The organism is Streptomyces sp. NPDC015661 (assembly GCF_043077765.1).
In the GTDB taxonomy this organism is placed as follows: domain Bacteria; phylum Actinomycetota; class Actinomycetes; order Streptomycetales; family Streptomycetaceae; genus Streptomyces.
In genome coordinates this window covers 1-19,863 of the sequence record NZ_JBIBST010000025.1, presented here as the reverse complement: position 1 = coordinate 19,863, position 19,863 = coordinate 1, and the positions used below count along the sequence as shown (strand labels likewise).

The window sequence follows — 19,863 nt, the reverse complement described above, 5'->3', positions numbered from 1 at the left end:
GGACGCCGGTGCGTTCGGGTACGGCCACTCTCGCGAGGCGCGGTACAACCCCCGTACAGTCCCCGTACAACGGACGGCAAGGGCGCGGCAAGGACTGGGGAAGGACCGGGGAAGGACCGGGGAAGGACACCCCGTTGGCCGCGCCTCCGCGGCGGAACCTAGCGGGCCCCGGCGGGCTTCGGCGCGGCCGCGCGGGCCGCGACGAGCAGGAAGAGGCCGCAGGCCGCCACGATCAGCCAGCCCGGACGGGTCGCCGCGGCGAGCTCCGTGGGGCCCGCGCCCGTGACCAGGCCGCCGGCGAGCGCGATGCCGACCGCCACGCCGACCTGGCGCGAGGTGGACGTGATCGCCCCGGCGACTCCGGCCCTGGACGGCGGCAGTCCGCCGACCGCGGTGTTGGTCAGGGGCGCGTTGGCGAAACCGAAGCCGATGCCGATCAGGAGGAAGGCGAGGAGGATCAGCGCCACGCTCGTGTCCGCGTCCAGTCCCACCAGGCACAGACCGCCGGCGGCGGTGAACCCGCCCGCGAGGATCAGCGGCCGCCGCGGCCCGATCCGGCCCACCAGGGCGCCGGACCAGGGCGCGCACAGGGTCGCCCCGAGCGCCATGGGCAGCGTCGTGGCGCCGGCCGCGAGCGGTGTCCAGCCGCGGCCGTGCTGGAGGTAGAGGGTGCTGAGCAGCAGGGTCACGTTCAGGGCGACGAAGACCGCCGTCGCGCCGAGCACCGCCGTGACGAACGGAGGCCGGCGGAAGAGCCCGAGGTCCATCAGCGGCTCGTCGCGCCGGAGTTCGACGCGTACGAAGCCGGCGGCCGCCGCAGCGGTGAGGACGTAACCGGAGACGGCCGTGGGCGAGGTCCAGCCGATGCGGGGGCCTTCGATCAGGAGACCGACGGTGAGACAGAGCACCAGGGTGAGGAGGATCTGCCCCGGCAGGTCGAGGCGGCGGGCGCGCTCCCCGCGGGACTCCGGTACGAACAGGGCGACCAGGACGAGCGCGAGGACCACCACCGGCGCGTTGATCCAGAACACCGAACGCCAGCCGAACGCGGCGATGAGCGCCCCGCCCGTGACCGGTCCCGCCGCCATGCTCAGCCCGAAGACCGAGGCCCACACGCCGATCGCGCGGGCCCGTTCCCGGGGGTCGGGCATCGCGTTCACCACGATCGCCAGGGCCACCGGACTCAGCATCGAGGCCCCGATCCCCTGGACGGCACGGGCGGCGACGAGCACGCCGAGGGAGGGGGCGAGGGCGCACACGAGGGAGGCCAGGCCGAAGACGAGCAGCCCGGTCCGGAAGACCCGGCGGCGCCCGAGGCGGTCGGCCAGGGCGCCGGAGACGATGAGCAGACTGGCCATGACCACGGTGTAGGCGTCGACGACCCACTCGAGACCGCGGGTGCCCACGTCCAGGCCCCGGCCGATCTCCGGCAGTCCCACATTGACGATGGTGGCGTCGACCCCCACCAGGAACATGCTGAGCGCGCAGACCGCGAGCACCGTCCAGCGCCGGCGTGCGCTCAGCGGGGCGGGTGGGGCGGTCAGGGATGTCGTGACCACAGGAGGTCCCCCTTCGACGAGTTCCGAGGCTGCCCAGACTCGGACCGGGGGAGGTTCATCGGCAAAGAAATTTGCGAAGACCGCAAAAAGAGGGTTCAGACGGAGAGGAACAGGTCCCCCGGGGCGTCGTCGATGACGAACCCGTTGTCGAAGCGGACGCGGACCGTCAGACGCAGCCCGCGCTCCTGGTACGCGGTCCACGCCGGCTCCAGGGAGCCGACCTGCTCCTCCAGTTGCTGCCTGCTGCCCGGGGGCATCTGGTGCCCGAAGTCGTCCAGGAGGGACTTGAGGCGCTCGTACTCGCGGACCTCCTGGCTCTGCGGCCGGTCCTCGTCCACCCGCTCGACCGTGCCCTCGACGCCGGCGGCCAGCGCCAGGAACCCGGCTCCCGCCTCCGGCGGGGCCTCGCCCGCCGGGACGAGCTGCCCGGCCAGCCGGAGATCCACCGTCAGGCGCACGCGCCCACCCTCGTTGAGCGTCATCGGTCCTTCGTCTCCATGTCGTCGGGGCTGTCATTATCCGGCGCCTGGGGCCGTCCCGGTTACGCGCGTGGCCCCGTACGGGTGGACTCGCGGCCCCCCGTACGGGAGGGAGGGCCGCCGCCCCGGCCCTCGGTGGTGATGTGGCCGTCCCGAAGCTCCCGTGACCCGGAAGAGGCGCCCCCCACATGAGACGTATCCCCACCCGACGGCTGTTCGCCGCGACGCTGCTCGTCGCGTCCGTCCTCGCGCCGGTGACGGCGACGCCGGCCACCGCCGTCCACGCCGCGGCCGCGGTCGCCGGCGTGCAGCGGCACGGCGAGGACGACTGCCCGCCGGGCGGACTCGGCCCCGAGCTCACCGCCCGGCTCGACAAGGCCATCGAGGACGTCCGCAAGCAGGCCGGCATCCCCGGCGTCGCCGTCGGCCTGTGGATGCCGGGCCGGGGCAGCTACGTCCGGGCGACCGGCGTCGCCGACAAGTCCACCGGCGAGCCGATGTCCACCGACGGCTACATCCGCATCGGCAGCGAGACCAAGACCTTCACGGTCACCGCGCTCCTGAAGCTCCTCGACGACCACCGGATCCGCCTCGACGACCCCATCTCCCGGTACGTCCACGGCGTGCCGAACGGCCGCCGGATCACCCTGCGCCACCTCGCCGAGATGCGCAGCGGCCTCTTCCCGTACACCTCCGACCCGGACTTCATCCACGACCTGCTCAGCGAGCCGGAGCGGTACTTCACCCCGGAGGAGGCGCTCGCGTACGGCTTCAAGCACAAGAACACCTTCAAGCCGGGCGCGAAGTTCGAGTACTCGAACAGCAACCTGGTCCTCCTCGGCCTGGTGGTCGAGAAGGTCAGCGGACAGCCCCTGGACCAGTTCCTCCGCAACCGCGTGCTCCGGCCGGCCCACCTGCGCCACACGTTCCTCCCCTCCGGCCCCGAGTTCCCCGAACCGCACCCCCGCGGTTACACGAACCAGACGCTCAGCGGCGCCGTCGTGGACAGCACGGACTGGAACCCCAGCTGGGCCTGGGCGGCCGGGGCGATGATCTCCGACCAGCACGACCTGCGGCGCTGGGCGAAGATCCTCGCCACCGGGGAGCTGCTGAGCCCCGAGACGCAGGAGCAGCGCCTCAGGACGCTCCCCACGGGCTTCCCCGGCCTCAGCTACGGCCTCGGCATCTTCGACGCCAACGGCTGGATCGGGCACAACGGGTCGATCCCGGGGTACGAGACGGTGACGGTGTACCTGCCGGAGCGGGACGCCACGCTGGTCATCATGATCAACACGGATATCACCAGCCAGGGCCAGGAGCCGTCGACGCTGCTCGCCCGGGCGATCACGTCCGTCGTCACCCCGGACCACGTCTACGCCGGCGGGATCCAGCCCCGCTAGTCGTCAGGTGCCGCCCCGCGGAGTGCGGGGCGGCGCCCATCGGCAGGGCGGGGCGGCGCCCATCGGCAGGGCGGATGTCAGGCGAGGACCACCGGGGTGCCCGTGAGCTTGACGCCCGCCGTGCGGAGTTCGTCGAGTGCGACGTCCGTCGTGGCCGCCGACACCCCCGCCGTGTAGTCGAGCAGGACCGCCACGTCGAACCCCGCCCGCACGCCGTCCAGCGCCGTCGCCTTCACACAGTGGTCCGTCGCGATGCCGACCACGTCCACCCCGCCGACCTCCCGCTCGCGCAGCCAGGTGCCCAGCGGTGTGCCGTGTTCGGTGGCGCCTTCGAAGCCGCTCTTCGAGGCCGAGCGGGCGCCCTTGAAGAAGACCTCGTCGACCTTGCCCTCGGTGACGACGGGGGCGAAGTCCGGGTGGAACTCGCCTCCTTCGGAGCCGACGACGCAGTGCACCGGGAAGGAGTTCTCGAAGTCCGGCTCGTCGGAGAAGTGGCCGCCCGGGTCGATGTGGTGGTCGCGGGTGGCGACCACGTGCGCGTACCGCCCGTCGGCGTCCCGGACGAGTTCGGCGATGGCGACGGCCCGTCCGGCCCCGCCCTTCACGGGGACGTTGCCGCCCTCGCAGAAGTCCTTCTGTACATCGACGACGATCAGGGCACGGCGCACGGCAGCGGCCTTTCCGGAAGGGGTGGAAATGTCTCCCGTATGCTCCCGTCCACGGGCCCCGCGGGACGGGGCACGCGCCCGTCGTTCACCCGATCGGGATCATGAACGCCCTGGTCACGCCCCCAGCGGAGGTCGATTGTGGCCAGGTGTCCGAAACTGGGTGTGAGGAGGTGGGCGAGTGGGAGGCGGTGACGACGGCGACGCCCTGCCCCCGCACCAGGTCCGCAGGCTCGTGCTGCACGGGACGCGCGGGGTCGTCTCGCGGTGCCGGGACTTCACGGCGCAGGCGCTGGCCGACTGGGGGTGGCTCCCGGCGGACGGCGAGGAGGCGGAGGAGCGGGTCGAGGACGTCCTGCTGCTCGTCTCGGAGGTGGTCACGAATGCCTGTCTGCACGCCGGAGGACCGGAGGAGTTCGTCCTGCGGCACGGGGACGGCCGGCTGCGCGTGGAGGTGTCCGACGCCAGCCCGGACCATCCGCGCGTACGGGCGGCCCGGTCTCCGGCTCTGCCCGGCGGGCACGGACTGATGGTCCTGGACCGGCTGGCCGGCGACTGGGGCAGCCGGGACAAGGGCCCGGGTGCCGTGGGCAAGGTCGTCTGGCTGGAGGTCAGCGGCCCGCCCCGCGGGACGACGCGCGGACCGGATTAGATCCGGCCGGGGCGGGCAGCCGCCGCACGTGGGGGCAGTCGTCTCCGGACGGAGAGGAGCGGATCATGCCGCGCGGATCGAACGCCAAGCGGGAGCGGCAGTACGAGCACATCAAGGAGAGCGCACTGGACCGGGGCGAGAGCAGGAAGCGGGCGGAGGAGATCGCCGCGCGCACGGTCAACAAGGAGCGGGCGCGGGCGGGCGAGTCGAAGACCGCGAGCAGGAGTTCCACGCAGGACATGTCCTCCGCGCGCCGCGGCGGCAAGCGTTCGCACAGCGGCTCGGAGGGTCCGACCTACGACCAGCTGTACGCCGAGGCCCGGCGCCGCAACATCCACGGCCGCTCCTCGATGGACAAGGCCGAGCTGAAGCGGGCCCTCGGGGGTCACTGAGAACCCTCGGGTGCTCCTTCCACGACGCCCCTGACGACGCCCAGGTCCACCAGGTCACGGGGGCGCAGGCGGAGCTGGTCGGCGGTGGTCGCCGACTCCTCGGGGGCGCGCTTGAGGATGGCGGCTGCCGATTCCGGCGCGATGACGGAGAAGTAGCTGTCCGGCGTGGCCCAGGTGTTGCCCGGGGCGGCGAGGGCGAGGGCGCCGCCCGAACCGCCCTCGCCGACGAGCAGTGAGGTGAGCGGGGTACGGGCGGAGGCGACCGCGCCGAACAGCTCGGCGATGGCCGGGCCCGCGCCCGCCCGTTCCGCCGCCGGGTCGTTCGCGGCGCCGGGGGTGTCGATCAGGGTGAGCACCGGAATGCCGAGCCGGCCGGCCAGCCGCACGAGGCGGGCCGCCGTGCGGAAGCCGGCCGGGCGGGTGGCGGTGCCGCACTGGGCCGCGTAGGCGACGGTACGGCCGTCGGGGAGCCGCCCGAAGCCGCACCGCATGCCCGGGTCGACGCCCCCGCAGCGGTCGCCGGAGATCTCCTCGCGCAGGGTGAAGTGGGCGTCGAGGTACGCGGCGGCCCGGGGCCGCTCGGGGTGCCGGGCGCGCGCCACGGCCTCCCGGCCGCTCGCGGCGGGCGGCGCCCCCGCGCCGAGCGCGTACGGCGGCGGGACCGGGCCTTCGGCGGGGCGGACGAGCAGCGACAGCCAGCGGCCGAGGGTCTCGCGCAGCGCGGCGGACGGCACGATCGCGTCGAGGTGACCGTGGGCGAGCTGCGCCTCGGCGGTGTACGCGGCGGGGTCCGCGTCCGGCGGCCGTACCCGCGAACCGGCGAAGCCGACCTGGGCGCCGGGCAGGGCCAGGACGACATCGGAGCCGGCGCCGAGCGTCGCCCAGCCGCCGCCCGTGGTCGGATCGCGCAGGACGGCGATCTGCGCCAGCCCCGCGGCCCGGGTGAGCTCGGACTCGCGGGCCAGGTACTGGAGTTGGAGGAGGGCGCGCATGCCCTCGTGCATCCGGCTGCCGCCGGTCGCGGGGAGGACGACCACGGGCAGCCGGCGCTCCCGGGCGAGGGCGTGGGCGGCAGCGGCCCGCGCACCGGTCCTCTCCCCGAGGGACCCGCCGAGGAACCGGAACTCGAAGGAGATCAGGACCGCCGTCACCCCGCCCACGACGCCCGTTCCGCACACCACCGACTCGGTCTCGCCGGTCCGCTCGGCGGCACGCGCGTGCGCGGCCGAGTAGCCGGGCCAGCCGATCGGCCCGTCGCCGGTCAGAGGGCCTTCGGCGAAGGGGAGTTCGCTGAACTCGTCGGTGACGAGGGCGATCGCCTCGCGCGCGGTCCTCGGGTCGCTCATGCGGGCCTCGCCGCTCCTCGCCGGAGTGTGCGTACGGGATGGTGCTCGGGCGCGTACGGGGTCGTGCGGTGCTGCGCCTCCACCGTACCGCCCGGGCACCGGGCCGCCGCCCGCGGCCCGTCCCGCACGCGGTCACGGCGCGCGGGACGGGCGGGGTCAGGCCAGGACGCCGCTGCCGTGCGGGGCGTACAGGTCGAGGAGACGGACCCGGGTCACATGGAGGCGGTGGGCGAGGATCGACCCCACCCAGAACAGCACCGAGGCGCCGAACTCCGGGTCGGAGTGGCACATCGACCGGACGGCCGGGGCGTCGAACTCGTACGCCCTGACCGGCGTCATCGCCTCGGCCCCCGACTGGCACAGGTACGGCGGGAACATCCAGGAGAGCCCGACCAGCTCCCCGTGGCGCAGCGTCTCGATCACGGGCGCCCCCCGGCCCGGCACCTTCGCGTCGAGGGTCACCGCGCCCGTCTTCACGATCCAGAACCGGTCGGCGTGCTGCTGCTCCTCGAACAGACGGTGGCCGGACTCGAAGTACACGTCCTCGGCGAAGGCCATCAGGCGCTCCCGGTGCTCCGGGGGCAACGTGCTGACCTTGGGCGCGGCTCTGCTCATGGCGGACCCTCCTCGCACACTCGGCTCCCACCCCCAGTGTGGGCCCGCCCGCCCCCGGACGCAGGATCCGGACCCGCCGACCGGGTGCCGACACGAAGGGTGGACCCGCCGACACCCTCCGTACACCCTCCGTCCGGAATGCGCACGCCGGGCCGAGGGCGGAGCATGAACGTGAGGAGGGGGCCAGCGGGGGCGTGACCCTGGAGGGTGCCATGCCCGTCCCGGACGGCGGCGACGAGCTCGTCGTGCTGCGCGGGGTCGACAAGCACTTCGGCCCCCTGCACGTCCTCCGGTCCATCGACCTCACGATCCACCGCGGCGAGGTCGTCGTCGTCATCGGGCCCTCCGGCTCGGGGAAGTCGACGCTGTGCCGGGCGATCAACCGCCTGGAGACCATCGACGCGGGCGAGATCGTCGTCGACGGGCGGCCGTTGCCCGCGGAAGGACGCGAGCTGGCGGCCCTGCGGGCCGATGTGGGCATGGTCTTCCAGTCCTTCAACCTCTTCGCGCACAAGACCGTCCTCGACAACGTGACCCTCGGGCAGATCAAGGTCCGCAAGAAAGAGAGGAAGAAGGCCGAGGAGAGGGCCCGCGCCCTCCTCGACCGGGTCGGCGTCGCCTCCCAGGCCGACAAGTACCCGGCCCAGCTCTCCGGGGGCCAGCAGCAGCGCGTGGCGATCGCCCGCGCCCTCGCCATGGAACCGAAGGTGATGCTCTTCGACGAGCCGACCTCCGCACTCGACCCCGAGATGATCAACGAGGTACTGGAGGTCATGCAGCAACTGGCCCGGGACGGCATGACGATGGTGGTCGTCACCCACGAGATGGGCTTCGCCCGTTCCGCCGCCAACCGCGTGGTCTTCATGGCCGACGGCCGGATCGTCGAGGAGACCTCCCCGGACGAGTTCTTCACCAACCCGCGCAGCGAGCGCGCCAAGGACTTCCTGTCCAAGATCCTCCACCACTGACCTGTTCAGCCCTCAGAGGTGATCCTCATGAACACGCTCAGGACCAGCAGGGCCACCGTCGCCGCCGCCGCGGCCGTCGTCCTCTCCTTCACCTCCGCCGGATTCGCCAACGGCGCGGCCGGCGGGGCGCTCCGCGACAACGGCGACAAGATCACCATCGGCATCAAATACGACCAGCCCGGCATCGGCCTGAAGACCCCCGACGGCACCTACACCGGCTTCGACGTCGCCGTGGCGACGTACATCGCCAAGCAGCTCGGCCACGACCCGAAGGACATCGTCTGGAAGGAGGCGAAGAGTGCCGACCGGGAGACGCTGCTCCAGCGCGGCGACGTGGACTTCATCGCGGCTTCGTACTCGATCAACGACAAGCGGTTGGAGAAGGTCGACTTCGCGGGTCCCTACCTCCTCGCCCACCAGGACGTCCTGATCCGGGCCGATGACGACTCGATCAAGAAGCCGTCCGACCTGAACAACAAGAAGCTCTGCTCGGTCACCGGCTCCACCTCCGCGCAGAACGTGAAGGAGAAGATCGCCCCCGACGCCCAGCTCCAGGAGTACGGCGGCTACTCCGAGTGCCTGACCGGCCTGGAGAACGGTGTCATCGACGCCCTCACCACCGACGACGCGATCCTCGCCGGATACGCCGCGCAGCCCGAGTTCAAGGGCAAGTTCAAGCTCGGCGGCTTCAAGATGAGCAACGAGAACTACGGCATCGGCGTCCAGAAGGGCAGCGAACTCAAGGCCAAGATCAACACGGCCCTGGAGAAGATGGTCGCCGACGGCTCCTGGCAGGCCGCGGTCGACAAGAACCTCGGTCCGTCCGGCTACCAGAACGAACCCGCCCCGAAGATCGGCGTCATCGTTCAGTGAGCAGGCCGCCGTGTTCGACTTCCTCCAGGGGTACGACCTGCTCGGAGCCTTCTGGGTGACGGTGCAGCTCACCGTCTACTCCGCGATCGGCTCCCTCGTCTGGGGGACGCTGCTGGCCGCGATGCGCGTCAGCCCCGTCCCCCTCATGCGGGGCTTCGGCACCGCCTACGTCAACATCGTCCGCAACATCCCCCTCACCGTCATCATCGTCTTCACCTCGCTCGGCCTCTTCCAGACCCTCGGAGTCAGCCTCGGCGCCGACCGCTTCACCACGATCAACTTCCGGCTCGCCATCCTCGGCCTCACCGCCTACACCAGCGCCTTCGTCTGCGAGGCCCTCCGCTCCGGCATCAACACCGTCCCCCTCGGGCAGGTCGAGGCCGCCCGCGCCATCGGCCTCAACTTCCCCCAGGTGCTGCGCCTGATCGTGCTCCCGCAGGCCTTCCGCTCCGTCGTCGGCCCGCTCACCAACGTCCTCATCGCCCTCACCAAGAACACCACCGTGGCCGCCACCATCGGCGTCGCCGAAGCGGCGCTGCTGATGCGCGAGATGATCGAGAACGAGGCCCAGCTCATCCTCATCTCCACGATCTTCGCCTTCGGCTTCATTTGTCTCACCCTGCCCACCGGCCTCTTCTTCGGCTGGGTGGCCAAGAAGGTGGCGGTGAAACGGTGAAGGACAAGCCCACCGTCCTCTATGACGTCCCCGGCCCACGCGCCAGACGGCGCAACCTCCTGTGGACCCTGCTCTTCGTGATCGCGCTCGCCGCCGTCGTGTGGTGGGTCGTGGCGAGTCTCGCCGCCAAGAACCAGCTCGAATGGTCCAAGTGGGCGCCCTTCTTCACCGACCCCCGCGTCTGGGAGACGTACATCCTGCCCGCCCTGAAGAACACCGTGATCGCCGCCGCACTCGCCATGGTCATCGCCCTGCCGCTCGGCGCGTTCCTCGGCATCCTCCGGCTCTCCGACCACTTCGCCGTCCGCTCCGCGGCCGGATCCGTCGTCGAGTTCTTCCGGGCGATCCCCGTCCTGATCCTGATGCTCTTCGCGAACGCCGCCTACGCCGAGTTCACCGAGATCAGCCCGGACACCCGGCCCCTCTACGCGGTCGTCACCGGCCTCGTCCTCTACAACGCCTCCGTGCTCGCCGAGGTCGTCCGCGCCGGCATCCTCGCCCTCCCCGCCGGCCAGACGGACGCGGCCAAGGCCATCGGCATGCGCAAGGGCCAGACCATGATGTACGTCCTCCTGCCGCAGTCCGTCACCGCCATGCTGCCCGCCCTCGTCAGCCAGCTCGTCGTCATCGTCAAGGACACCGCCCTCGGCGGCGCGATGCTCGGCTTCTCCGAACTGCTCGCCTCCGTCCGCCCCATGAGCGCCAACTACGGCGCCAACACCATCGCCTGCTTCACCGTCGTCGCCGTCATCTTCGTCGCCCTCAACTTCGCCCTCACCACCTTCGCCTCCTGGCTCGAACGCCGCCTGCGGCGCGGCAAGAAGTCCACCGGCGCGGTCGTCGGCGTGGAGGCGGTGGAGGAACTGGCGGTGCCGGGCGACCACCCGGACACCCACTGAGACCCATCCGGGTGAAGGCGCCCATCCGCGCGCCCCGGCGTGCCGAAACACCCACCATGAACGCCACCAGGGCCACGCGCGAGCCGCACCCCGAACAGCACCCCGAACCCACCCGCACCGACCGCCTCCTCGCCGCGCTCGGCGGACTGGTCTCCGCGTACGTCTCCCTGGCCGTCGCGGACGTCGTCTCCTTCTGGGTACGCCCCGAGGCGGGCCCCGTCGTGGCCGTCGGCGGCACCGTCGTCGACCGGACCCCGGCCGCGATCAAGGAATGGGCCATCCGCGTCTTCGGCGAGAGCGACAAGACCGTCCTCCAGCTCGGCATCCTGCTCATCCTCGCCGTCCTCGCCCTCGGCGTCGGGCTCCTCGCGCTCCGCCACCGGCTGCTCGGCGCGGCGGCCGTCGCCGCCTTCGGCGTCCTCGGGGCCCTCGCCGCCGTCACCCGGCCCGACTCCGAGTCCGCCATGGACGCCGTGCCCTCCCTCGTCGGAGGCGCCGCCGGCGCGCTCCTCCTGTACGTCCTGACCGGCCGCCTCCTCGCCCCCGGGCCCGGAGTCGCCCGGGCGGACCGGCGCGGGTTCCTCGTCGTCGCCGCCTCCACCGGCCTCGCCGCCACCGGGGCCGCCGCCCTCGGCCGCGCGGTCGGCAGCCCCGTACAGGAGAACGCCGCCACCTCCCGCGCGGCCCTGCGGCTGCCCCGGCCCACGTCCCCCGCCCCGGCCGTGCCCGCCGGAGCGCAGCTCGACGTCCCCGGCATCAGCCCCTTCGTCACCCCGAACCGCGACTTCTACCGCGTCGACACCGCACTCGTCGTCCCCAAGGTCGACGCCGACCACTGGCACCTCCGCATCCACGGCAGCGGAGTCCGCGAGGAGCGCACCGTCACCCTGCGGGAGCTGATGGCCCGGCCGGTGCTGGAACGGGACATCACCCTGAACTGCGTCTCCAACCCGGTCGGCGGCCCGTACATCGGCAACGCCCGCTGGCTCGGTGTCCGGCTCGCCGACCTGCTCCGCGAGGCCGGCGTCCGCCCGCCCTCCGAGGGCGGCCCCGCCGACCAGCTGGTCGCCCGCTCCGTCGACGGCATGACCATCGGCACCCCCGTCGAAACCGTCATGGACGGCCGCGACGCCCTCCTCGCCTTCGGGATGAACGGCGAACCCCTGCCCTTCACCCACGGCTTCCCCGTCCGCATGCTCGTCCCCGGCCTGTACGGATACGTCTCCGCCTGCAAGTGGATCGAGTCGATCGAACTCACGACCTTCGACGCGTACGACGCCTACTGGGTCCCGCGCGGCTGGGCGGCGCAGGCACCCGTCAAGACACAGTCCCGCATCGACACCCCGCGCGCCTTCGCCCGCCCCGCCGCCGGCACCGTGATGATCGCCGGGGTCGCCTGGGCCCAGCACCGCGGCATCCGCCGGGTCGAGGTGCGGATCGACGACGGACCGTGGCAGGAAGCGCGGCTCGCGGCGGAGGACGGCGGCGACACCTGGCGCCAGTGGGTCCACCCCTGGTCCGCCACCCCCGGCGACCACACCCTCACCGTCCGCGCCACCGACGGCACCGGCACCACCCAGCCGGAAGAGCGCACCGGCACCATGCCCGACGGGGCCCAGGGGTGGCACTCCGTCGACGTGACCGTCAAGGGAGGGTGAACCCCCTTCCGCACACGGTCGGAACCGGTGTCAGAACCAGTGCAGGCAGTGCGGGGAGCGCTCGCCGCGGAAGAGGGCGTCCGCGAGCACCGCCGCGCCCGGCCGGTGGGCCCGGACGTGCCCGGCGCGCACGAGCGTGCTCGGGGCGGTGCCGCCGAGGTAGACCGCGCCCAGGTCCCGCACGTCGAGCGACAGGTCCGGTTCCCGGTCCGTCGGCACGCACTCGGCCTTGCCGTCCCGGACGGTCAGCAGATGACGGCCGCGCTCGCCGAGGAACGGGTCGTCGACGTCGAGGACGAGCTCGCCGTCCGCGCACCAGCCGCGCGCGGTCAGCGCCCCCGGCACGTCGAGCAGCCGCACCCAGAGCCAGTCGGTGTCGCCGCCCGCCTGAGCGGCACGGAAGTCCGCGAACCGCCAGCGCAGCGGATGACCCGACGGGACGTGCTTGAACACGACCTGGGCGACCAGGTCGTGCCCGAGCAGGAACCGGGCCAGGGCCGTGAAGACGGCGTCGTCGGTGGCGATCGTCTCGTCGACCGTCAGGGTCTCGGCATCGCCGAGCGAGTACGTGGCGTACCCGTCCGGGACTCCGTCGGCATCCCGGTGGACGGCGACGTACCGCGGAGCCGGCGCCACCGGCGGCTGCCCCGCGCCCCGGGCCCACCAGCCGCGCGGCCGGGACAGCGCGCCGGGCTGCGCGCGGCGGTACCGGTCGTAGACCTCCTCCAGGATCTCGCCGCACTCGGCGCGCCGCAGCACCTCGACCGAGCCGGTGTCCGCGCCGTCCGTCCCGGGCGCCCGGGGAACGTCGAGGGCGCCCTGGTGACGCTGCACCGTCAGCCGCCCCGTGTAGGTCGCGGGGCCGTACCCGAACCTGCCGTAGATCGGCGCCTCGGAGGCGAGCAGCACCGAGAGGAACTCCCCGCGGGCCCGCAGCTCGGTGAGCTGATGCCGCATCATCGCGCTGAGCACGCCCCGGCGCCGGTGCGAGGGCAGCACGCCGACGGCGGTCACGCCGCCCACCGGGACGACCGCCTCACCGGGGAGCGTGAGCTCGAAGGAGTACGCGGCGGCGGTGCCGACGGGCTTCCCGTCCTCCGCCACGGCGAGCAGACCCCGGTCCATCTCGATCGCCGACCACCAGACCCCGCTGCCGTCCTCGGCCGGGGTTTCCGGGAAGCGCCCGAACGCGGTGTGGAGCGTGTCGACGAAGACGCCGAGGTCCTGGTCGGTGGTGGGACGGATCTCCATCGGTACTGCTGCCTCCCCGTTCGTACGGGCACCACCGTCCGTGGCGCCCCGGCACAGTGCAGCGCCGGTCCGTGACCGGGTCAAACGAATTACGGCCGCGCCCCCGCCCCGGGATTCCCTCGGCCGCGTAACGAACCGGTTCCGCAGGTCCGTTCGGGGCGGGCATGAGGGAGACTGCTCCCGTGCGTGGACATCTGCCGGACGAGAACCCCGGTTTCGTGGGACGCCGCACGGAACTGGAGCGCATATCCGCCGCGTTGGCGGAGCACCGCCTCGTCACCGTGACCGGCGTCGGGGGAGTCGGGAAGACCCGGCTCGCGCTGCGCGCCGCGCACCGCGCCGCCGACCGCCACCCGGACGGCGCCTGGTGGACCGACCTGAGCCAGCTCGACGGCGACCGGCTCCTCGTCGCGCTCGTCGCCGACTCCGTCGACCTCGCCGACCACACCCCCGGCATGGCCACCACCGGACTCTGCCGCCGGCTCGCCGAGGACCGGCTGCTCCTCGTCCTCGACTCCTGCGAGCACCTCGCGGAACCCTGCGCCCGGCTCGTCACCGAACTCCTCGCCGCCGCCCCCGGACTCACCGTCCTCGCCACCAGCCGGCGCCCCCTCGGCGTCGCGGGGGAGCGGATCGTCGCCCTCGACCCGCTGCCGCCCGCCGGCGGCGACGCCCTGGAACTGCTCCGCCGGGCCGCGGGGGAGGACTTCCCCGCCGCCGGGCCCGCCGGCGAGATCTGCGTGCGCCTGGAGGGCATCCCGCTCGCCCTGGAACTCGCCGCCGCGCAGATCCGCCTCCAGGGCGCCGAAGCCGTCCGCGACCAGCTCGGCACCCGTCTCGACGCCCCGCCGGAAGCCCGCTTCGACCTGCTGGCCCACCCCGAGCGGGTCTGGCCCAGCCGCCACCGGACCCTGCGCGCCGCCATCGGCTGGAGCCACGAGCTCAGCACCCCCCTCGAACGCCTCCTCTGGGCCCGGCTCTCCGTCTTCCGCGGCCCCTTCGACCTCGCCTCCGCGACCGCCGTCTGTGCCGGCGGCCCCCTGGACCGCGCGACCCTGCCCGGCGCGCTCGACGGACTCGTCCGCTCCTCCGTGGTCCGTCCGCCCGACGCCGCCGGACGCCACCGCATGCTCGACACCATCCGCGAGTACGGGGCGACCTGGCTGGACCGGACAGGCGAGACCGGAACGGTCGCCGACCGGCACGCCGCCCACTTCCGGGCCCTGGCCCGCCGGGCGGAGACCGAATGGCACGGCGCCCGCCAGCTGCGCTGGTACCGGACCGTCGACGCCCACCACACCGACCTGCGCACCGCCCTGGACCGGCTGCTGCGCACCGACCCCGACGCCGCCCTCGACCTCGTGGGCTCCGTCGCCTTCGCCTGGTCCTGCCGCGGCCGGCTCCGCGAGGCCCGCGACGGCCTCGAACAGGCCCTCCTCCTCGGCGAGGCCCGCGGCCGCGTCCGGGCCCGCGCGCTGTGGGCCCTCGGCGTCACCCTGGTCCTCCAGGGCGAGTTCGGCCCGGCCCAGGAGGTCAGCGAGCGCTGCGCCCGCGAGGCCCGCTTCACGGAGTACACCGAGCACGAGGACGCCCCTCGTGGTGGCCGGGACCGGCCCGGCGACCTCACCCTCGACGCCGCCGCCCTCGCCGGGCTCCTCGCCCTGACCACCGGCCGGCCGATGGCCGCGTACGTCCTCGTGGGCCACGTCCTCGACGCCGCCCCCGGCGGCCCCGCCGACTCCGCCGCCCGGCTCCGCTGCCACCTCGTCCGGGTCTTCGCCCTCACCGGCCTCGGCCGGCTCGCCGAGGCCCGGGAACGGGCGCTGCACCTCCGCGCCCTCTGCGAGGAGCTCGACGAACACTGGACCCGCACCGCCCTCGCCTACCAGCTCGCCCTCACCGGACTCCTGGAAGGCGACCCGGCGGCCGCCTCCCGCCACGCCCGCGCCATGCTCGAAGGCACCCGCGGCCTCGGCGCGAGCCTCGGCGTCGCCCTCGGCCTCGACGTCCTCGCGACCGCCCTCGCGGCCGCCGGGGACGGCGAGCGCGCGGCCGACGTGAGCGGCACGGGCGAGGCGTACTGGCGCTCCACCGGCCAGCCCCGGCGCGGCCTGCCCGGTCTGCGGGCCCTGCACGAGAAGTACACCGACACGGCCCGCGCGACCATCGGCGAACCCGCCTACGAGGAGATCTTCGTACGGGCCCTCACCGGCCCCCCGCAGGACGGCCTCGACCGGGCCCTGCGCGGCCCCCGGCAGACCTGACGGAACCGGCCGCGCGGCGCGCGGCCCGGGGCCCGGCGGAGCCCGACGTGCCGGGCCCGGCGCCCGGGCGGACGATGAGGACATGCACGGTTCCCTGAGTGGTCTGAGCGACATCAGCACACCGGGGCGCGTGGCCGGCCCCGACGAGGGCGTCACCGGGCAGGAGCTCGCCCTCGCCACCCGCAACCACGGGCTGCCCCTGGAGGCCCTGCGGTACGAGGTCACCCCGCCCGGACTCCACTACGTCCTCGTCCACTACGACATCCCCGCCACCGACGCGGAGGGCTGGCGGCTCACCGTCGGCGGCCGGGTCCTGAAGCCGCTCGCCCTCGACATGGCGGCGCTCCGCGACCGGCCCGCCGTCACCCGCCGGGTCACCCTGGAGTGCGCGGGCAACGGCCGGGCCCGGCTCGCCCCCCGGCCCGTCAGCCAGCCCTGGCTGGTCGAGGCCGTCGGCACCGCCGACTGGACCGGCGTCCCGCTGGCCGCCCTCCTCGCGGAGGCCGGCATCGCCGAGGACGCGGCCGAGGCCGTGTTCACCGGCGCCGACCACGGGGTCGAGCGGGGCGTCGAGCAGGACTACCGCCGCAGCCTGCCCCTGACGACCGCCGCCGACCCGGCGCGGGACGTCCTCGTCGCGTACGCCATGAACGGGGCGCCCCTGCCGCCCCAGCACGGCAGCCCGCTCCGGCTCGTCGTCCCCGGCTGGTACGGCATGGCGCACGTGAAGTGGCTCCACGACATCACGCTCGACGACACCCCGTACACCGGCTTCCAGCAGAGCGTGTCCTACCGCCTGCGCCGGGAGGCCGACGAACCGGGAGAGCCCGTCACCCTCATCGCGCCCCGGGCCCTGATGGTGCCGCCGGGCTTCCCCGACTTCATGTCCAGGACCCGCGTCGTGCGCCCCGGGCCCGTGGCGCTCGCCGGGCGCGCCTGGTCCGGGCACGGCCCGGTCACCCGCGTCGAGGTCAGCGAGGACGGCGGGGCGGCCTGGACCGACGCCGAGGTCGAACGGGACCCCGCTCACCCCTGGGCCTGGTCCGCCTGGCGCGCCACCTGGACGGCGACCCCGGGACTGCGCCACCTGACCGTGCGGGCCACCGACGCCGAGGGGAACGTGCAGCCGCTCACCGCGCCGTGGAACCGCGGCGGCTTCGCGAACAACCTCGTCCAGCGGGTCGAGGTGCTGTGCACCCCCGAGGCGTCCGTCGCCGGGTCGGGCGACGCGTAGAGTCGACCCCTGTGCACCCCGTACCAGCGGGTACACAGCCGACCGACCCTGACGAGGAGACCTTCGTGACCGACCCGGCGTCCACCGCCCTCCAGCTGCAGATCGCCCGGGACCTCCAGGTCGCCGAGACCTTCGACCCGAAGGCCGAGATCGAGCGCCGGGTGGCCTTCCTCACCGAGCGGCTCACCTCCACCGGGCTTCGCTCCCTCGTCCTCGGCATCAGCGGCGGCGTCGACTCCACGACCGCCGGCCGGCTCTGCCAGCTCGCCGTGGAGCGGGCCCGCGCCGCCGGCCACGAAGCCACCTTCTACGCGATGCGCCTGCCGTACGGCGTCCAGGCCGACGAGCAGGACGCGCAGACCGCCCTCGGCTTCATCCGCGCCGACCGGGTCCTCACCGTGGACGTCAAGGCGGCCAGCGACGCGGCCCTGGAGGCCTGCCTCGCCGGCGGGACGACCTTCCGCGACGCCCACCACCAGGACTTCGTGCAGGGCAACATCAAGGCCCGGCAGCGGATGATCGCCCAGTACGCGGTCGCCGGCGCCCACGACGGGCTCGTCGTCGGCACCGACCACGCCGCAGAGGCCGTCTCCGGCTTCTTCACCAAGTTCGGCGACGGCGCCGCCGACGTCGTCCCGCTGACCGGCCTCACCAAGCGGCGCGTCCGCGCGATCGCCGACGAGCTCGGCGCCCCGGCCTCGCTGGTGTGGAAGACCCCCACGGCCGACCTGGAGACCCTCGACCCGGGCAAGGCCGACGAGGACGCGCTGGGCGTCACCTACGACGACATCGACGACTTCCTGGAGGGGAAGCCGGTCGCGGAGGCCGCGTACGCCACGATCGTCCGCCGCTACGAGCTCACCGAGCACAAGCGGCAGCTGCCGATCGCCCCCTGAGCGGACGGGCGGGCGCAGCCGGAGGATCCTGGAAGGGGTGCCCGGGCACGGGCCCCCGGAAGGGAGCACGCCATGTTCGGCGAGACCACGGCGTACAGCGGCTTCTCGGTCGACGACCTCGACGCCGCGCGCCGCTTCTACGGCGACGTCCTCGGCCTGCGGGCGGAGGAGACCGGCCCCGAGGAGATGCGGATGCTGAACCTCGTCCTGCCCGGCGGGGCGCGGATCTTCGTCTATCCCAAGGAGAACCACACCCCCGCCTCCTACACGATCCTCAACTTCGAGGTCGACGACATCGACCGCGCCGTCGACGAGCTGGTGGGGCGCGGGGTGACGTTCGAACGCTACGAGGGCTTCGAGGCCGACGAGAAGGGCATCGTGCGCGACACGCACGGCCCCGCCATCGCCTGGTTCACCGACCCGGCCGGCAACGTCATCGCGGTCCTCTCGAACGGCTGACCGGTACGGCGTTCCCGTCCCCGAACGGCCCGGCCGGGGTGCGCGGGGGCCGCCCACGGTCTCGAATGGGGGCGTGACCGCGCCGCCCGACGACTGCCTCGCCCGCAACGAGTGGATCTGCGGCGACTACCTCTCCACCCGGCGCGAGATCCTCGGCGACGCCGTCGTCCAGCACCTCCAGCTGGCCGGCGCCGCGCTCGCCCTCGCCGTGCTGGTCGCCCTGCCCCTCGCGGTGGCCGCGCGCCGCTGGCGGTGGGCGGCCGGACCCGTCCTCGGGCTCACCACGCTCCTGTACACGATCCCGGCGCTCGCGATGTTCTCGCTGCTCCTGCCGGTGTACGGGCTGTCCGCCACCCTCGTGGTGGCCGGGCTCGTCCTGTACTCCCTGACCCTCCTCGTACGGAACGTCCTGGCCGGGCTCCGTGCCGTCCCCGAGGAGACCCGGCAGGCCGCGCGCGGCCTCGGATACGGCCCGGTCCGGCTGCTCCTCGCCGTCGAACTGCCCCTCGCGCTGCCCGCCGCCATGGCGGGCCTGCGGCTCGCCACCGTCTCCGCCGTCTCCCTCGTCACCATCGGCGCGATCGTCGGCCACGGCGGCCTCGGCAACCTCATCTACGCGGGCATGAACACCTACTTCAAGGCCCAGGTCCTCACCGCCTCCGTGCTCTGCGTCGTCATCGCCGTCGCCGCCGACCTGCTCCTCCTCGGCACGCAGCGGCTCCTCACCCCCTGGACCCGGGGGCGTGCGTGAGCACCCTCGCCGACGCGTGGTCCTGGCTCACCACCGCCGCGAACTGGTCCGGCGAGAACGGCGTCCTGCACCGGCTCGGCGAGCACCTCTTCCTCACCGGCGTCTGTCTCGCCCTCAGCGGCCTGATCGCCCTGCCCGTCGCCCTCGTCCTGGGGCACCTCGGCAAGGGCGGCGCGCTCGCCGTGAACCTCGCCAACGCGGGCCGGGCGATCCCCACCTTCGCCGTCCTCGTCCTGCTGCTGCTCAGCCCGCTCGGCCCGTACGGGCAGTGGCCGACGATCATCGCCCTGGTCCTGTTCGCCGTGCCCCCGCTCCTCACCAACGCCTACGTCGGGATGCGGGGCGTCGACGCCGACGTCGTACGGGCCGCCCGGGGCATGGGCATGACGGGCCGCCAGACCCTGGCCCGGGCCGAACTGCCGCTGGCCCTGCCGATGATCCTCACCGGCGTACGGATCGCCGCCGTCCAGCTCGTCGCCACCGCGACCGTGGCCGCGCTCGCCGGCGGTGGCGGGCTCGGCCGGATCATCACCGCCGGATTCAACCTCGCGTCCACCCCGCAGGTCGTCGCCGGAGCCTTCCTCGTCGCCGCGCTCGCCCTCCTCGTCGAGGCGGTCTTCGAAGGCGTACAGCGCGTCGGCCCGGCGCGGCCGCGGGGGAGCGGGACGTGAAGGCGTTCGGCGCGGTCGACGGGGAGCGGGACGTGAAGGCGTTCGGCGCGGTCGAGGGGAAGCGGGACGTGAAGGCGTTCGGCGCGGTCGAGGGGAAGCGGGACGTGAAGGCGTTCGGCGCGGTCGAGGGGAAGCGGGACGTGAAGGCGTTCGGC

Annotated in this window: 20 protein-coding genes; 14 read left to right on the top strand and 6 right to left on the bottom strand. The window is 73.6% G+C overall.

The genetic code is table 11. The features are described from left to right. Positions 1 to 158: 158 nt before the first annotated feature. The gene (locus tag ACF07V_RS38350; RefSeq protein WP_392160769.1) at positions 159 to 1,559 is read right to left on the bottom strand and encodes an MFS transporter; all 1,401 of its coding nucleotides are present in this window, start codon (positions 1,557 to 1,559) and stop codon (positions 159 to 161) included. A 95-nt stretch (positions 1,560 to 1,654) separates the two neighbouring features. Beyond that, entirely contained in the window at positions 1,655 to 2,041 is a 387-nt protein-coding gene (locus ACF07V_RS38345; RefSeq protein WP_392160768.1) for a hypothetical protein, read from the bottom strand. A gap of 185 nt (positions 2,042 to 2,226) precedes the next feature. Here ACF07V_RS38345 and ACF07V_RS38340 point away from each other — a divergent pair, with 185 nt between their 5' ends. Further along, entirely contained in the window at positions 2,227 to 3,438 is a 1,212-nt protein-coding gene (locus ACF07V_RS38340; RefSeq protein WP_392160766.1) for a serine hydrolase domain-containing protein, read from the top strand. A gap of 77 nt (positions 3,439 to 3,515) precedes the next feature. On the opposite strand, the gene ACF07V_RS38335 is transcribed toward ACF07V_RS38340, so the two are convergent. Continuing rightward, complete coding sequence (locus ACF07V_RS38335) at positions 3,516 to 4,106, bottom strand: isochorismatase family protein (RefSeq protein WP_392160764.1); 591 nt, start codon at positions 4,104 to 4,106, stop codon at positions 3,516 to 3,518. 178 nt (positions 4,107 to 4,284) lie between these two features. Here ACF07V_RS38335 and ACF07V_RS38330 point away from each other — a divergent pair, with 178 nt between their 5' ends. Next, on the top strand, positions 4,285 to 4,755 hold the full coding sequence (locus ACF07V_RS38330; protein ID WP_392160762.1) for an ATP-binding protein: 471 nt from the start codon (positions 4,285 to 4,287) through the stop codon (positions 4,753 to 4,755). A 65-nt stretch (positions 4,756 to 4,820) separates the two neighbouring features. Beyond that, positions 4,821 to 5,147, top strand: a complete 327-nt coding sequence (locus ACF07V_RS38325; protein WP_392160760.1) for a plasmid stabilization protein — start codon at positions 4,821 to 4,823, stop codon at positions 5,145 to 5,147. On the opposite strand, the gene ACF07V_RS38320 is transcribed toward ACF07V_RS38325, so the two are convergent. Together ACF07V_RS38320 and ACF07V_RS38315 are read right to left on the bottom strand one after the other, a co-directional pair. After that, positions 5,141 to 6,493, bottom strand: a complete 1,353-nt coding sequence (locus ACF07V_RS38320) for a carboxyl transferase domain-containing protein (protein ID WP_392160758.1) — start codon at positions 6,491 to 6,493, stop codon at positions 5,141 to 5,143. The genes ACF07V_RS38325 and ACF07V_RS38320 overlap by 7 nt on opposite strands. Positions 6,494 to 6,649: 156 nt before the next feature. Next, positions 6,650 to 7,108, bottom strand: coding sequence for a Crp/Fnr family transcriptional regulator (locus ACF07V_RS38315; RefSeq protein WP_392160756.1), 459 nt, complete (start codon positions 7,106 to 7,108; stop codon positions 6,650 to 6,652). A gap of 212 nt (positions 7,109 to 7,320) precedes the next feature. On the opposite strand from ACF07V_RS38315, the gene ACF07V_RS38310 reads away from it, so the two are divergent. From ACF07V_RS38310 to ACF07V_RS38290, 5 genes are read left to right on the top strand one after another with little or no spacing between them, the layout of a single operon-like run. Next, entirely contained in the window at positions 7,321 to 8,076 is a 756-nt protein-coding gene (locus ACF07V_RS38310) for an amino acid ABC transporter ATP-binding protein (RefSeq protein ID WP_392160754.1), read from the top strand. A 27-nt stretch (positions 8,077 to 8,103) separates the two neighbouring features. Further along, positions 8,104 to 8,949, top strand: a complete 846-nt coding sequence (locus ACF07V_RS38305) for a glutamate ABC transporter substrate-binding protein (RefSeq protein ID WP_392160752.1) — start codon at positions 8,104 to 8,106, stop codon at positions 8,947 to 8,949. 10 nt (positions 8,950 to 8,959) lie between these two features. Beyond that, positions 8,960 to 9,625 (top strand): amino acid ABC transporter permease, encoded by a 666-nt coding sequence (locus ACF07V_RS38300; protein ID WP_392160750.1) that lies wholly within the window; start codon positions 8,960 to 8,962, stop codon positions 9,623 to 9,625. Continuing rightward, positions 9,622 to 10,524 carry an amino acid ABC transporter permease gene (locus tag ACF07V_RS38295; RefSeq protein ID WP_392160748.1) on the top strand — a complete coding sequence of 301 codons (903 nt, stop codon included), beginning with the start codon at positions 9,622 to 9,624 and terminating at the stop codon, positions 10,522 to 10,524. The genes ACF07V_RS38300 and ACF07V_RS38295 overlap by 4 nt, the downstream gene beginning before the upstream one ends. A 56-nt stretch (positions 10,525 to 10,580) precedes the next feature. Next, the gene (locus ACF07V_RS38290; RefSeq protein WP_392160746.1) at positions 10,581 to 12,182 is read left to right on the top strand and encodes a molybdopterin-dependent oxidoreductase; all 1,602 of its coding nucleotides are present in this window, start codon (positions 10,581 to 10,583) and stop codon (positions 12,180 to 12,182) included. Between the two features lie 30 nt (positions 12,183 to 12,212). Here the strand turns inward: ACF07V_RS38290 and ACF07V_RS38285 are convergent, their stop codons facing one another. Continuing rightward, positions 12,213 to 13,433, bottom strand: coding sequence for a GNAT family N-acetyltransferase (locus tag ACF07V_RS38285; protein WP_392160744.1), 1,221 nt, complete (start codon positions 13,431 to 13,433; stop codon positions 12,213 to 12,215). A 164-nt stretch (positions 13,434 to 13,597) separates the two neighbouring features. Here ACF07V_RS38285 and ACF07V_RS38280 point away from each other — a divergent pair, with 164 nt between their 5' ends. The 6 genes from ACF07V_RS38280 to ACF07V_RS38255 all read left to right on the top strand — a co-directional run bounded on the left by ACF07V_RS38280 (position 13,598) and on the right by ACF07V_RS38255 (position 19,708). Next, a complete protein-coding gene (locus tag ACF07V_RS38280; protein ID WP_392160742.1) occupies positions 13,598 to 15,697 on the top strand; it encodes an ATP-binding protein in 2,100 nt (699 codons plus the stop codon). 82 nt (positions 15,698 to 15,779) lie between these two features. Beyond that, complete coding sequence (locus ACF07V_RS38275) at positions 15,780 to 16,931, top strand: sulfite oxidase (RefSeq protein WP_392160740.1); 1,152 nt, start codon at positions 15,780 to 15,782, stop codon at positions 16,929 to 16,931. Between the two features lie 65 nt (positions 16,932 to 16,996). After that, entirely contained in the window at positions 16,997 to 17,827 is an 831-nt protein-coding gene (gene nadE, locus ACF07V_RS38270; protein WP_392160738.1) for an ammonia-dependent NAD(+) synthetase, read from the top strand. Between the two features lie 72 nt (positions 17,828 to 17,899). Further along, positions 17,900 to 18,286 (top strand): VOC family protein, encoded by a 387-nt coding sequence (locus ACF07V_RS38265; RefSeq protein ID WP_392160736.1) that lies wholly within the window; start codon positions 17,900 to 17,902, stop codon positions 18,284 to 18,286. 73 nt (positions 18,287 to 18,359) lie between these two features. Further along, complete coding sequence (locus ACF07V_RS38260; protein ID WP_392160734.1) at positions 18,360 to 19,037, top strand: ABC transporter permease; 678 nt, start codon at positions 18,360 to 18,362, stop codon at positions 19,035 to 19,037. Continuing rightward, entirely contained in the window at positions 19,034 to 19,708 is a 675-nt protein-coding gene (locus ACF07V_RS38255) for an ABC transporter permease (protein ID WP_392160732.1), read from the top strand. The genes ACF07V_RS38260 and ACF07V_RS38255 overlap by 4 nt, the downstream gene beginning before the upstream one ends. Positions 19,709 to 19,863 lie beyond the last annotated feature (155 nt).